General features: G+C 35.4%; 11 protein-coding genes. 10 read left to right on the forward strand and 1 reads right to left on the reverse strand.

The window, feature by feature from the left end; all coding sequences use genetic code 11:
- Window positions 1-52: 52 nt before the first annotated feature.
- From AABK36_RS25195 to AABK36_RS25205, 3 genes are all read left to right on the forward strand, one after another.
- The gene (locus tag AABK36_RS25195) at window positions 53-1,030 is read left to right on the forward strand and encodes a Fic family protein (RefSeq protein ID WP_309943136.1); all 978 of its coding nucleotides are present in this window, start codon (window positions 53-55) and stop codon (window positions 1,028-1,030) included.
- Window positions 1,031-1,100: 70 nt separating this feature from the next.
- Window positions 1,101-2,177 (forward strand): Fic family protein, encoded by a 1,077-nt coding sequence (locus AABK36_RS25200; protein WP_309943139.1) that lies wholly within the window; start codon window positions 1,101-1,103, stop codon window positions 2,175-2,177.
- Window positions 2,178-2,837: 660 nt separating this feature from the next.
- A complete protein-coding gene (locus AABK36_RS25205; protein ID WP_309943140.1) occupies window positions 2,838-4,070 on the forward strand; it encodes a replication initiation protein in 1,233 nt (410 codons plus the stop codon).
- Between the two features lie 161 nt (window positions 4,071-4,231).
- Here AABK36_RS25205 and AABK36_RS25210 read toward each other — a convergent pair whose 3' ends face one another.
- The gene (locus AABK36_RS25210) at window positions 4,232-5,314 is read right to left on the reverse strand and encodes a Fic family protein (RefSeq protein ID WP_309943141.1); all 1,083 of its coding nucleotides are present in this window, start codon (window positions 5,312-5,314) and stop codon (window positions 4,232-4,234) included.
- Between the two features lie 279 nt (window positions 5,315-5,593).
- Between AABK36_RS25210 and AABK36_RS25215 the strand changes: the two genes are divergently transcribed.
- From AABK36_RS25215 to cas3, 7 genes are all read left to right on the forward strand, one after another.
- Window positions 5,594-5,797 (forward strand): hypothetical protein, encoded by a 204-nt coding sequence (locus AABK36_RS25215; RefSeq protein WP_309943143.1) that lies wholly within the window; start codon window positions 5,594-5,596, stop codon window positions 5,795-5,797.
- 268 nt (window positions 5,798-6,065) lie between these two features.
- Complete coding sequence (locus tag AABK36_RS25220) at window positions 6,066-6,971, forward strand: helix-turn-helix transcriptional regulator (RefSeq protein ID WP_309943145.1); 906 nt, start codon at window positions 6,066-6,068, stop codon at window positions 6,969-6,971.
- Window positions 6,972-7,090: 119 nt separating this feature from the next.
- Window positions 7,091-7,876, forward strand: a complete 786-nt coding sequence (locus tag AABK36_RS25225; RefSeq protein ID WP_309943147.1) for a CRISPR-associated endoribonuclease Cas6 — start codon at window positions 7,091-7,093, stop codon at window positions 7,874-7,876.
- Between the two features lie 2 nt (window positions 7,877-7,878).
- Entirely contained in the window at window positions 7,879-10,701 is a 2,823-nt protein-coding gene (locus tag AABK36_RS25230) for a hypothetical protein (RefSeq protein ID WP_309943148.1), read from the forward strand.
- A gap of 194 nt (window positions 10,702-10,895) precedes the next feature.
- Window positions 10,896-11,870: a type I-D CRISPR-associated protein Cas7/Csc2 gene (cas7d, locus tag AABK36_RS25235; RefSeq protein WP_309943150.1), complete on the forward strand. Its 975-nt coding sequence runs from the start codon at window positions 10,896-10,898 to the stop codon at window positions 11,868-11,870.
- Between the two features lie 243 nt (window positions 11,871-12,113).
- A complete protein-coding gene (gene cas5d, locus AABK36_RS25240) occupies window positions 12,114-12,806 on the forward strand; it encodes a type I-D CRISPR-associated protein Cas5/Csc1 (RefSeq protein WP_309943152.1) in 693 nt (230 codons plus the stop codon).
- A gap of 41 nt (window positions 12,807-12,847) precedes the next feature.
- The gene (cas3, locus tag AABK36_RS25245; RefSeq protein WP_309943154.1) at window positions 12,848-14,878 is read left to right on the forward strand and encodes a type I-D CRISPR-associated helicase Cas3'; all 2,031 of its coding nucleotides are present in this window, start codon (window positions 12,848-12,850) and stop codon (window positions 14,876-14,878) included.
- Window positions 14,879-15,687 lie beyond the last annotated feature (809 nt).

A 15,687-nucleotide genomic window follows, 5' to 3' on the forward strand; every position in this document is an offset into this window, starting at 1 on the left:
AGAAGCTTTATATTGCATATTTTTATAAATCTAAAATTCAATTGTATAGCATATGAGTTTGGAGCTATCCCCAATGTCAGTTAATGTTCAAGAAGATTTGCTAAGCCAGAGTGAACTTCAATCATTTTTAGAAATGACGGATAGAGAATATCTTTATTGGACGGAAATGAAATATAAAAAAGGCTATGAAATCAATAATTTGAGCAAAGAAGAAGTGTGGTCTATAATTAGTGATTTTCGATATAAGTCTGGAGTAAAAATAAGGTTTGGCGATTATCTGTTTTTATCTAGACTTACGTCTTTTCAAAGTGAAAAACTTCAACAAATTGAGTCAAGCTTGGAAAAGGCGGCAACCAAGGGTATAGTTAAATTGGTGGATGAAGCGATTTCTTCTTCTCAACTTGAAGGGGCTAATATAACAACCAAGGTCGCTAAAAAAATGCTGAATGATTGCAACTCTCCAGTTGAAGAATCTCAGCAGATGATTTTCAATAATGTAGCTGCAATGAAATATATTGTTGAACATGCAAAAGATGACTTAACAATTGATATGATCTCTGATATTCAATCAATTATAGTGCTTGATACATCATCTGATTACAAGACCAGAGGATTCAGAAAAGGTGAAGTTTATGTTTCGGATACGATTAAAGGAGAAGTAGTTCATTATCCTCCAAGGTTTGAAAAAATTGAAAGGCTAACATTGGAATTATGCGATTTTGCAAATACTAAGACGCATGATTTTCATCCGATAGTTAAGGCTTCTATAATTCACTACATGATAGCCTATATTCATCCATATTCTGACGGGAATGGAAGAACCGCCAGAGCATTGTTCTATTGGTTTTTGATCAAGTCCGGTTATGACTCAATACTTAAGGTTTCTATTTCAGAAGTGATTTTGAAAAGAAAAAGCAAGTATTATAAATCTTTTCAAAAGACAGAATACGGTAATCATGATCTGAACTATTTTATCAATGAAGCTATTGATACTCTTTGCATCGCTTCAGAATATGTAAAAGAGGGATAAAAAACAGAGCTTGCTGGAGTATATAAACTATTTCTCTTACATTGTTATTCTGACTTTATGCGAAAAAAGAATGGAAGAGTTATATAAATATAATCATCCCGACTTCCCAAATTTCACTTACAATAAAAAAGCCATATTGAAGGAAATCCTTATTGCGGTGAGAACTTTAGAAGTCTTGAAGGAAAAGTATCGAACGATAAGCTTAGAACAAAAAAATAAGATTATTAATGATATGCTAGCCAGAGAGATTATAGCCACAGCTAAAATTGAAGGGCAATATCTTAATGAAACAGATATTCAAGATTCTATTCGCAATAATATAGTATCTACTGATAATATACAGGATAATGAAGAAGTCAATGCGAAGGTTCTATTAGATGCTGTCACTGGTGCCACTTGTATGACTCGTGAGAGACTTTTTAAGTGGCATAGACTGTATTTCCCCAATGGTAACTCTGAAGACCCTACAATGCCTATAGGAGCTTATAGTGATGTTAGAATGGAAATTAGAACAAGCTCAGGCAAGGTAATCTATTTAGCCCCTCCAGTTGATACAATTAATACGCATATGAATAAGTTCTTGGCTTGGCTGAATGATGAAACAGGCACTCACCCATTCGTTAAAGCAGGAATAGCGCATTTATGGTTTGAATTAATCCATCCTTTTGCGGATGGCAATGGCCGAATTGGCAGGAGCATAATTGATTATATATTAAAAAATGAACTTGCCTCATCAGTGAAAACTGTTGCGATTTCTAATTATATAGTCAACTTTAAGAATAAATATTATTCCGCATTAGGCCAAAATTCCAAAGGTCATATGGATGTGACCGAATATCTAATCTGGTTTATCCAGACTATTGATTCAGCTCTAAAATTATCGATTACATATCTTGATGGAAACATTCAAAAAGATGAATTTTGGAGGCAAAATGCCCAAATGCAATTTAACAAAAGACAGTTGAAAGTACTAAAAAAATTGCTTCATCCAGATTTTACAGCTGTGATAACGAAAAATAGATGGAGTAGAATGACTTCATGTTCTTTTGAAATAGCTAGCCAAGACATTGATGATCTTTTGAGGAAAGGTGTTTTAAGATCTTCTAAAAATAGTCAAAAGAAGTTTATTTTACATGAAAATATTTAACATAATGTAATTAATGATAGATAAAATAATTTTTCACTAAAAAGGTAATTTATTAATTAACGAGAAAAACTTAAAATCAAACCTCTCTTGTTTTGTTGTTTTAATTGTTTTACTGTTTTATTGTTTTCAGAGTTTATAACCTATTATAAATCAATTTTTTACACACCTTATCTGTGTGAAAAATGCCGTTTAAGTATGTGAAAAATGCCGTTAATGTGTGTGGGATATGCCGTTCAAGTATGTGGAAAGTGCCGTTCAAGTATGTGAAATATGCCGTTAATGTGTGTTGTTTATTGTCATTTACTCTTATTTTCTACACACTTAATTCTTTTGATTGATTTTTTCTTGTTGAGAATATAATTATAACACTTTTTCTGTGTTGACTTTCGCTTTTCAAGTCAAGCTATGATTTTTGAAACGGCATTTTTCACACACTTTATTTTTTTATGTATGTTGTATCACGATATAAATTGTTTTATTTAACACACTTTTATATCTTGTTCCGTACTATTAATAGCTTGTATCATGACTGATTTTTATATAGGCTATATATTGAGGGGCTTTGAAGCTATTAAGAAATTTTTTGATTTAAAATCTTCTTGTATTCTTTAATAAAATGTTGAAAGGATAGAGAGAGGAAAGATATGAAATAATAATGCTATGGATTACAAGATTGTAAAATCTAATAAGCTTGTTAATGCTAAAGAAGGCTTTTCGTTGATACAGCAAAGAGCTATTCTTTTAGCTTTTTCTTTAATTAAGCCAGGGGATAAGCAATTAAGGGAAATGAGCATTGATATCCATGATATACTTGGCCTTGACCATAATGCTCCTATAGGAGGTTCTCAGCTTCGTTCTGTTAAGGAGCAGATTAAGCCTTTAACAAATACTTCAATTAGTCTTAAAGATGAGTTGGATGAATGGGAGTCTATTAACTTTATTGCAGTTGCAAAAAAACAACGTGGTCAAAATAAGGTCACTATTAAATTTTCAGCAGAAATATCACCCTATCTTTTGGATCTTAAGGCTAATTATACACAGTATCTGCTTTCAAATGTTTATAAATTTAAATCCAAGTATTCGATTAGGCTTTATGAATTGTGTAAACAATATGAAAAAATCGGCAAGAGAGAGTTGGATTTACTTTTTCTGAAAGAACTTTTGAATATTGAGAATATAAAAACTTATAATGTTTATTCTCAGATGAAACGAACTGTGATAACGCCGGCAGTTCATGAAATAAATGAATTTTCTGATTTAGATGTTTCATTTATAGAACAACGAGAAGGAAAAAAAGTCGTAAGTATTAAATTCCAAATTTCATCTAAGCGTAAACCTATATCTTTAGACAGTATTTCCATTTTAAATTCTCAAGATTTAATTGGTGAAGAGGCTAATACAATCGATCAACACGCCGACGCCCTCATAGCGTCTCGTACAGACATCAAGAACCCAGAAGCCTACAAAGCCAAGCTAATCAATTCGGAGAACTTCAAGAAAGATTTCGAACGACAGCAAGAAGAGAAAGAATCCAAGATTAGGCAACAAGCGCTCAAGCAAAAAGAAAAAGAAGAGGAAAAGCTAGCCAAAGAAAAATCTGAGCTTTATAACAAGTACTACTTGGAAGTCAGAAAGAAGTATATCCAAGAATTTCCGGATTCCTTCAAAGCCAAATATGTGGAATGGGTCAATGAAAACGGCAATGCAGAAGAGAAAAAATCCCTGCAGGAGCTCATCGAAAAAAGAGACAAAGCGCCCCAAAGATGCTGGAATATGTACGGCACATTTCTGATCAAACATTTCGGTACCGAAGAAGATCAAAAGTGGCTTGACATAGAGATTTGGTGGTCTGAGAACCAACCATCGACACCACAGCAGCAATCCATATTTTAAAAATTGTAGGGGCTGGCCTAAGTGCCAGCCCGATTCTCATTACCACCGCCAGCTCATTTACATCCCCATTCAATCGTACAGACGCAATTCATTGCGTATCAAATACATGCGATAGTTCTAGCGTATCGTTAGTGTATAATACACCATAGAATCCGTTATTATCATTTTGATAATACCCTTACCAAAGATTTATTGATAAAATAAAATGATTTTCCCATGCTTTTTTTTTCTAATATCCCATCTTTCGCCAGCTTATTCAAGTAACCGCTTGCTGTTGGTCGTGTTATACCCAATTCCTTTTCCAAAAACTCTATCTTTGTATATGGATGCTTAAATAAATGATTTAAGAATTCATGACTATACATCTTCTTATATTTTTCTCTAAGTAGATTTTTCATCATATGCATTTCTTTGTCAATCAAATTGATGAGTCTCAGTGATTCTTTTGAGGTTTCTTCCACAGCTTTTGTCATATACATCAACCACTCTTCCCACTTCCCTTTGTCTCTTACTTCCTGAATTGCCTTATAGTATTGATCCTTATTTTGAATTACATATCTGCTTAAATATAATATAGGCATTTCAAGTAACCCTGAAAGCACCAAATACAAGACATTGATGATTCTTCCAGTCCTTCCATTGCCATCATAAAATGGGTGTATACTTTCAAACTGAAAGTGTATAATGGCCATTTTAATTATCGGGTCATAATCTGACATTTCTTCATCATTGATAAACTGCTCCAAGTTAGCCATTAAGTCTTTGATAATATCAGGATGTTGTGGTGGCTCATAGATTATTTCACCTGTCTTTTGATTTTTTAGGCTAGTTCCTGGAACACTTCTAAATCCTGCTTTGTTTTTTTCCAATACACTTTGTATCTCTACTATATGGTTGGACGTTAACATACCATATTCGTTGATGATAGCATATCCTCTTTTTAGTGCTGATATATAGTTTTCCACTTCTTTACTTGAGGCATTAACATATGAATCAATATTTAGGCTTTCTTTAAATATATCATCATGTGTCGTTACAATATTCTCGACTTCTGAGCTGTCTTTAGCTTCTTGTATACTCAAGGTGTTAATCAAAATCTCTTCATTTGGAATGTTTCTCGAACTTGCCTTTAGTTCAGCCAGTGCTCTGTGAGCAGGTATCAAAGCCTTATACACTTTCATACTTTCTTTTATTTCTTGGTACGGCAAGTTCATAGGTTGCCACTTCGTGTTAAGTTTTCCCATTTTCTTTTATACGATCATATCCTCATGTAAAGAAAAAACGTTTTCTTTTACATGACAACCCTTTCATGTAAAATATTTTCATTTTCTTTTACATGACTTTTCGTACAGACACAATCCCTTGCGTCTCCCAATCCATAAAGAAAACATTATACCCATTCCGAATCCTTCGCGATCTTCTTCCCGTAAACAACCTCGCCCTATCCAGCGTTTCAACGCTGTTATTAAAACAAATGAAACCATACCCCAGTGTTTTAACACTGGGAGCAAACACAAACGACTATGCCCTCAGGATTCCACCAGAAGCTCATCAAAGAACGCAATCAACAAATCATAAGAAACTCCAAAGGAAAGACCGCCTTAGCTATAGCAGACGAAACAGGCCTGTCCATCACGACCGTGCGACGTCATGTCGCTGAAATGGGTATCATGCTCGCTCCCGCCGTCGAACGCAAAAAATACCGAAAAGCGAAGCGTAATTGGTAAAACTTGCTGATTAATTCGTTTATATGCGACGAACAATTAAGACTATCGATAAAAAAGTTTATAGCTTGAATTTAAAAATCATTATTTAATTACAATCTATGACTTATCTTAAATAAGATGAAATATATCTATTGTCATTATTAAATTTAAGTTATTTAAGGTGTATTCTATTGTTTTACACCTATGATTGTGTTTTTTTAGTAGTATAAATTGTAATATGGCTTTTTGTAATAAAGGTTATGTTTTTTTCATTGCTAAAATAAATTTCATGTCTACACACTCTCAATGCTTGAGAATTTTTAAGATGATAGGCGATTTATCTCATTCGCATGGTATTACCGTTGAGGAAGCTTGCGATAAATATGGTATTTCACGTCAGGTATTTATTAAAGACAAGAACCTGATTGATGAATTAATATATCCCGGCTTTATTTCAAAAGAACCTGTTGTTGGAGAAAAATACTTTCGCTATTGCATCAAAAAAGATGGTGAAATAATGAAGGATACTTTTTTGACTCAAGAAGAAGAAAGGCAATTAATGGCTCTGATCAGTAAAGAAGATCCCAACGATTTTAGTGAGATTAGAAAAAAGCTATTTATGTTCAGCCATAACGAAGTGATGAAATTAGCTAATACCCTCACACACAGAGTAGAAATTGCATATGCTATTAAGCATCAAAAAATTATCAACCTGATCAAATACGAAGCCCCTTTTTTAAATAATATCCAAGATTATAAAGTCGAACCTATTGATCTTTTTGATAATAACAAAAGACTTTATGCCCTTGATATCGAAGACAATATTTGTAAAACATTCAAAATCGATAGAATCTCATCCTTGACTGTTACTAAGGACTCCGTTTCTCATTTTGATTTTTATCAACCCAAATTTCACGATGCTTTTGGTTGGTCCTGTGCAGAATCAGAGACTTTGCATGTTGCATTTGATATGTCTCGCCTTGCAGGTAATATGCTAATTGAGAATTATCCTGATACCAAAGCCCAAAGAATTTCTGTGGACAATGATCAATTCCCTTATCGGTTCAAAGCTGAAGTAGCCAGATATCAAGGTGTTGGAAGATTTGTATTAAGTCTTCCCGGTCATATTGATAATATCCAAGATCAAGATTTTTTGAATTATTTGCAGGAAAGCAAAAAAAAATATCTTTTTTAAAATATTTTCTCAGCTGTAAACTTATACAGCACACCTACTCTTTTACTTTGCCTACAGCTTAAGGCAAACAGGTCATAAGTTTCTTGATCTGAATTAATTATGAAATCAAATAAACTACTATGGTAGAATATAATATCTTATTCAAACAGATTGAAGGCAGTGATAAGCTAAGTTATACCTTTGCTACTGTCATGGGATCTGCTCTCAATAAGAAAATTGGAGAGGTCAGTCCCGAAGCAGGTGAATTTTTACATAATCGCGGTTATCAAGGAGAACATCGCAATTTTAAGCTCCTTACACATAGGCTTCGTCCCAGAGAATATGAGACGACTTCTAATGCCATGGTATTAAAGGGAGATAAATTAATTGGTTGGAGCATACGTTTTTTTGATCGTAATCTGGCTAAGGTATTTGAAAAATCTCTTCTTATGAACCCTGTATGGGAATTGGGTGATGATTTTGGTCATCGCCAATGGGAAGTCGTTAAAAGTGATCTTTCTCGAAAGCCTTTATTTAAGCCTGTAATGAAATACAGCTTGATAACTCCTGCACCTATTACCAAACGCAATGAAAAAACAGGTAAATCAACATATCTGGTTTACAAAAATCAGCCGGAGCAGGTATTGGAGCAAATCAAAAAAAATATCCGCAACAAAGCTGTTGCCCTTTACAATTTTGGTATGGCAGGAGATGGCTTTGAAGAAGGACTTGAGGATTTGGATATTCGTATCTTAGGCAATGCCAGAGCCAGTGGTTTAGTTTTCAAAAAATCTCAACCCAAGCCCGTTCCCGGCAATCTGTTTGACTTCGAGCTTATCGCTCCTGTAGAAGTCCAAAAACTCATTTATTACGGAGGATTCATGGGCAAAACAGCCATGGGATGTGGATATCTTAAAGTGATATAACCATGACGCAATTGAATTTCACTTCCGAGACTCATCTGTTTAGAACAGAAAGTACTCAGCAGGTTTTTGATCAATGGATTGACTTGGTTTTGTCAGGAATTGTTGAAACCAAAGGTATCATTGAAGCCAAAGGTCTTTTCACTGTTGAAGGCAAAACCAAATATGTAGGGTATGATCAACCTTATCATATCCATATTTTACAAGGGATCATGCCGGCTTTAAATCTTTTAGAGCGTTTGGCTGAGTCAAATGACTGGAAATCCAGAGACGACTACCAGCAGATCATCAAGACATTCATACTTGGCTTCACTTTCCATGATGCAAATAAGCTGATGGATATCGAAGATTTAGGAGAAGCAATATCTCATTTAGCAGATTCAGGTTTTCTTAATGATATTAAAGCCTATGATTTTTTTCCAGAATTAGACGATTATTGGGGAGATATTGAAGAATTAGTGCTTTATGCAGAAAACCGTACCAGTTTGCAAGCACTAGGTAAAGCAACCAAATTACCTAAAGCTCTTTTAGAAGAATTAAATCCTCTTGTACGTTTCGCCGATGAGATTGCCTCTGCAGGAGGTGCTGATATTTACGAATGGAAGGACAATGCTTGGCTATTAAAAAATACCATGAAAGACAGCCTTCAGTCTATTCAGGATTTTTATGCTTTCTTTAAAGAAAAATTAGTTAACCTTATTCCTGATGCTCCTGAGGTTTCTTTTATTAAGATGCAAAGAAACCCATTCCGTTTGGTTTCCGATCAGATCATGAAAGTGACAGCGAATTATTTGGAAGAGAAAGGTATGCATACTTTTTCTTTCATGAGAGATGGCTTTTTATACTGGGGAAATCCTCTAAACTCGGATGATCTTCAGGAAATTGAAAATCGCCTTTCGGGGGAATCTCGTAAAAGTGTCGATCCTGTCAAATTAACCAAAGTAGATTTTCAATCATGTAAACTCGGATTTATAGGTAGTATCCCTTTTGATTTAGAGGTTTGGGAAGACATTCTCTCATCTGTTTCAGATAACTTCTTGCATATGGCTCCTAATGGAGTTGATAAACTTGGTGAAATAGGCATATCTCAGTTAATTGATTTTATTGAAAAATTAACAGAAGCTTATAATTTGCCTCTTTTAACCCCTGAACTCAATGATCAAGGTAAACTATACATCCGATTTGACCATGATAATATCAAGGGAGAAGATGATAATCAGAATTTTGTGCGTTTGTTTTCAATATTCAAAGCAAAATGGCTGAATGGAAAAGCGAACAAGGCTTGGGAAAATAATTTTAAGTCGTTGATCAAATCAGATGAGGCTTTTTATGAAGATTTTGAATGGAAAGTAACCGATGATATAGTTATCACATCACCAAAGGCACTTAATGATCATTTTGATGCGATGGTAGCTGGTACAACAGGAAGTCTTCTTAAAAATCTTTTAGCATTGATGGAGACTTATAAAATCCTAACAGAAGAAGGCGAAGATGCTATTGAAGATCATTTTGATGAATTAAAAAGTGTTTTAGATAAGACCAAAGCAGATTCACAAGCTTCATCCCCGATCATCACTGTATTTAAAGAATACTTTGACTATTCAGACAATAGCTTTTCTAAAGATTGGATCAATCAGATCGCTCCTCTTCCTTCTTCAGCTGATATGTGCTTATTCACAGGTAAGAAAGCTACTAAAAAATATGAGCAGACTAACGCTTTCGGATTAGGATCAAGAGGATTCAGCAGAAGATCAAAGTCTACACTAAGTAACAAGCAATCCTATATATCAGATCTGGCTGATGCTGAAAACAAAGCAAGACTTAACTATTCTACAAGACCAAAAGCAAACACCGCCATATACATGGATTTTTGTGAATCCTTTGGAGGTTCTGTCATCGACTGGGGCTTGTTTAGAAAGCTCTCAGGCATTAGAGGATATACAGTTAATGATGATAATACAGTCAACATTAACAAATCAGCTCAGCTTAATTCGACTAAGTTCAGTTTGGATCTGACAGAAGTTGCTAAGGACATGAAAAATCAACTCTTTTTAGTTCGCAATCAATTAGACATTGCTCGTAAGACTGGTGCTCGTACTTATGTAACCTCTATCATGGGAGAATATAGACCTCACAAGGAAATATTTGTCTATGATCAAGCCCCTGCTTTTATCAGACAGTTGGGTTGGGATCGTGTTCACTTGACTAATCTTGAAAACGAATTTGATGAAATAGCACTATCAATGGAGCTTTTCAAGCAAGGCAGAGGAATGGATTCAGGCTTGATACTCAAGTATGCTCAAAATCGTAATTCAATTTTTCAGGCTTACTATCAATATGCTCATGCTGATGAAAGCAAGGCCAGAGGTATGAAATCTCGTATTATCAATTTCATTTCAGAAAATCCAAAAAAATTCAACCATATGACTACTATCGAAAAATTGGCAGAAATCGCCACACGCATTCGCCGTGAAAACAAAAACTTCAATCAAGAAAGTGAACTTTTCAGACTGGCATTAGAAGTGATGCAAAAAGAACTTCGTTTTAAACCTTCCAAAGAAGATATGATCCAACGTATCGCTGGAGAGCTTTATAAAAAGGAAAGATTAAATTTTATGGGTGCTGATAAAACCCAAGCTTGCGATGACTTTGCCCAAGCAATGTACGAAGACCTTTATGAGAAAGAATGGAATGGCCAGTTCCCTTCTAAAGACAGAGAGCGTACTTTCTTATATCAATTTGCTTTTGTCTATAGCAAAAAAGTAACAGAATTCTACTCAAACTCAGAAAATAGAAAAGCTGATAAAGAAGTGCTTGAAACTGTTTAATCTAATTTTTAAATCAAATGAATGTATAACCACAGGAGGGTGATTTAATTTCAAAAAGAAAAATACCTTTTTGTCCCTCTTCGGAGAGGGTGTAGGGAGAGGATTTATATTAAAATAATCTTTCTTTTTGAATCTGCTACCCCACTCTTGTTGTGTACCAAAATCAAAAAATAACTTATAAAGACTTAATAATCATGAAAAATATATTTGAAAATATCCCAGCTAATTTATTCAGAACTAACCTTAAGGAAAACAAAACAGGAACCTTCAAAATCGCTTTAGTACGCGAAGTTGTAGGTCCTATGATCAACCGAAGCAACTATGCTGATGAGACAATTGTATTCCGTACACAAGAAGGAAAAAATCTTATAGAAGTTCCAGCCCGTAAATGGAAAGCACCAGATAAATTGACAGGCCTTAAGCTTTGCCGTCAGACAAGTGCTGTCTCTGAAGATGTTCGTTACAATGTAATCAAAACGAGTAATGAATTAGCTAACCCTAATTCAATCCTTTTTGGAGATTCAGTTACCGCTTCCAATGATGCCGTAGGAATCAAAGCTCGTGTCATTTACGATTGGGCATACTCTATACGTCCTGTTGATGAGTTAGTTGATACAATCCAGCACAATGCTTTGAGTGAAGGAGGGACAATGTACGATGAAGAAGAAGGAAAACTTCGTCAGTCGCTTTTCAGAGTTCAATACATTCAGCCTCAGACTTATTTCCCTCAGTTTATCACTTTGGAAAATGCCACACCCGAATTATTATTCCATCTCTTATCTTCTATCCTGTTTACAAGCAGATACGGAGCACAAAGCACCACTACAGGGAATAATGTCAGAAACCACATTGTAGCCATGGGATACGATACTGTCGAAGCTCCGCTTAACAGCTTCACTTTCTCCAACAATTGGAATGAAGCCACAGAAGTAAACCTTGAGAATATCAAAGCCGAAATGCTTAAACAAATGCAGGATAACTATGCTGAAAACCTTATTCAGGGAGAAGATTTGGAAGTAACTATCCGTGAAACTTGGAAATCAGACCTTACTTCTGAATATCAAGCGACTCAAGAACAATGTGTTGAATACTTAAAAGAGATCAAAGTATACAAAGAACCAAAAGCTAAAAAAGCCCCGGCAAAGAAAAAACAACCTGTTGAAGCTTAATTGTTATTTTCTGTTGATTTGTCATGCTCTTTTGGTCTTTATAAAATTATACTATTAGTTTTTTATTGACCTTGAAAACAGAGGGTTAAAAAACATTGATTGATAATCCGTTAAAAAATTTTTACTGTTTGAGCAAAGCGAGTTTAAAAATTTTAGGATGGAGATCAATGTTTTACTGAAGTTTTCACAGTCTTGATTTTTGGTTACTTTTTTATCAAGAAAAAAGTAAAAAGAACAAGGAATATGGCAGATTTATATTATTCGAATATTGAATTAAATACCATGAAAATATACAAATTAAGACTCACCTTACTCAATCACCTCTTCTACTTCACCGAGATGACCAATGGCTCTCGTACAGGTAACTTTATAGGAGATCTGGCACTTACATATGCCTTCAGACCCTATTTAGCCCCTGCAAATAAGCCTATACCATTTCGTGACAAACCAGAATATGAAGAGATCAAAGATTGGGGATACTATTGCACCATGGCTATGCCGGAGCGTTCACAACCGACAAATGTATATACCAAAAATACATTGTTCAATACCGATGGATTCTTTGATACCAAGAGTTTGGAAGATACAGCCAAATCACCATTCAAAAACCTGGTGCATGTGCAGGGGGTTGAAGCCCAATCCACTTTTCTTTGCTATCTAGTCAGCAAAAATGATTTGGATATACCCCCGACCATCAGAGTAGGCAACGGTAGAGAAACACTGGTAGCAGTAGAAGAAATAGAAACATCAGAACAAGGTGATCTATGGCTCAATGCCTACACACACAAGATCGTATTTGACAATCTGGAAGAAGTCGCCGATCTCATGGCAGAAGAACAAATCCATGACCGAGAATACGTTTTAGAAAATTACATATTGTTAAAAGGGTTCAAGAAAAAACACCTACCAACAATATTCAACCAAACATTCAATTAAAAACCGTAGAGACGCAATTTATTGCGTCTCTCTTAAAAAAAATGCCAAACCTACCCATCACCATCCCCCCCCAATACGTCCCTCAAGTACAGGAAACAGCCACATTCAAACGGCCCAACAAACCTGCATTCGAAGGACGCATGCACCGTATGCAACAAATCATGCGCGATGAGTTTGAAAAACTCCCCCTGATTACCGAAGTCATAGCCCCTACAGGAACAGGTAAATCCTACGCCTTTGCCTTTCCATGCCTCAAATATGCAGGCGACAAATACAACAAAAAGTGCGGACTCATCATCTTGCCCACCAATACCCTGATTGATGAACTGCATGGAGAGTTTTCAGCCATGTTTCCTGACCTTAATATCGTCAAAGCCACAGGTAAAAGCCTTGACGAGGCAGACAAAAAAGGGAGTAAACAACGCTGGGAGGCTTTGGAAGAGATGGCATCACAGGCTGATCTGATGATCACCAATCCCGATATTCTTAACTATGCCATGCTTGGTGGCTATGATGAGAATATCCAAAGACTGATGAAAAGGTATACAGGTAACCCCAGATTCAAAATGTCTGGAGGTAAAACCTATTGGCATTTTTTACATAATTTTGACTACATCATTTACGATGAATTCCACCTTTATGATGAAGAACAATTAGCCAGTATCATGCTGATGCTCGAACTACGCCAAGCTATAGTTCACGAGTCTGCAAGATTTTTCTTTGTCACCGCTACACCTGAAGAACAAGTAGCTACATTCTTGCAAGAAAGAGAATATGACTTTATATCTATAGAAAAATGCCTACAGGCTGATAAATCCTCAGGAAATTTAGCGAAGACATTTACCCGTTTACAAGAAGAAATTGTTGACAGTCCAGACAATGCCAGATGCATACACGGCTCGCTTGAAGTAGACTTTACAGTAAATACTAATATTTCAGAAGTGCTCAACGATAAGATCGAAGAAATTGCTGAGCAAAAAGAGAAACGCATCAAAGTACTGATCATTTTCAATGCACTCTATGATCTACAAAGACAGTCTGATTACTTAAGACACTCTTTACCCGATCATATCATTCATGAAGTTTCAGGTTATGAAGACCAAGGCCATCATGAGGCAGATGTCATTTTATCTACCAGTAAAGCCGAAGTAGGTGCCAACTTTGGAGTGGATTATTGCATTATGCAGGCAGGTTTTAACTGGCGTAGCTTTCTTCAGCGTTTTGGTCGTACAGCCCGTGGTGAAATGTCAGGTAAGATCATCGTTAGTTTGACCAAAAAAGAAAAGCCAATATTCAACAAGCTTAGCAAAGCCTTTGCTGATCAGAATATCTGTCCCTATTATGATTTTGCTCAAATAATTAAAAACAGCTTTGCAAGACCTGACTATTATGCTCAGAAAGTAAGCCCATTTATGGGGCAATTCCTTTTTGCTTTGTCCAATAAGATGATGAATACCCATGAATTTACTAGCAGGACTTATTTTAAAAAAGTAATAGAAGATTTGCCCATGCCTGATCTTCAGAAAGCACAGTATAAATATTTCAGCTTGATCAATTCAAAAGTCAATGAATTATCAAATGCCAGAAACCATGACTGGAATACTTGGTGGCAGGCATATTTAAATACCTATCTAAGCTTTAGAGGCAGTTCAGTTAATGTCCAAGTAAAAGATTTGGAACTTGACGCTAAATTGATAACCTACAGCAAAGAATGGGTACTTCAAAATAAAGCCATCATTGATGTCGAGAACAAAGGTGAAGAAGGCAAAGAAATCTTAGTCGTTGATGGATTGAGAGAAGAACAAGACAAAGACTTATTATTTGAAACTGATACGATACCATTTGCCAGAGCTCAGCATAACCGTTTTTTCAAGCGTAAAGAAAAATACGAACCTGAAAAACTGTTTAAAAGAGCCTTAAAAGAAATTCAAAAAAACGAAACGATTGGTCCCAATGCCCGAAAAGAAGAAGAGCTTATTGACTCACTTAAAGGCATCTCAAAATACTTTAGCACCAAACGTTTAAATATCATTGGAGTACAAGGCTCCGATGGAGAATCAGTCATTTTTTAAATGACATTCCTCACACGTTCTTTGACATATTAATAATCCGTAGGGGCAATGCCTATGTACTTGCCCTCTTTTGAAAGGGTGCAATGTCATCAAGTTAAGCCTTTTTGTCCCCCTCTGGAGGGGGTGAAGGGGGAGGATAGCACTTGTCAGAATGAAACAAAGCTGTTTTTTGAAGTAATAAACTTTGTTGACAAATAACTTTCTACCTTAACTTAATGACATTGGGAGGGGTGCAGGGAGTGGATTTTATTAAATCATTTTTCTTTTTGAAAATGCTACCCTGTTCTCGTTATGCATTCAATTTTAATCATTTTCCGTCGACCTTAGACAGAGATCAATATATCCTTATGGATATATTATTTCAAAAATATAATTCATTGAAAATAAGCGAATTAAAAACTTGTCGATCCCCAGTGATTTTCCAACGATTAGAGGTCGACTGAAATTATCAACCCATTTTAAAAAAATAATACCTCTGGCGATGTCATTACCGCCTTTTTTTGGCTATTTTCGAACGGCTTAACTCACTACCTCATAGGTATTCTGACAACAATAGCAGCGGTTTTGTTTTGCAGAATTTTGAACTTAACTCACTACCTCATAGGTATTCTGACACGCGGCTATTGTCTGATTTAAACTTACTCTTAACTTAACTCACTACCTCATAGGTATTCTGACACAAATAATCATACGTAAGTAAACTCTTTAAAGGTTACTTAACTCACTACCTCATAGGTATTCTGACGAAAAAATTGAAGCAAATGCAATTCTCTTCTTTGTCTTAACTCACTACCTCATAGGTATTCTGA

It is taken from the genome of Aureibacter tunicatorum (genome assembly GCF_036492635.1).
Taxonomy (GTDB): Bacteria; Bacteroidota; Bacteroidia; order Cytophagales; family Cyclobacteriaceae; genus Aureibacter; species Aureibacter tunicatorum.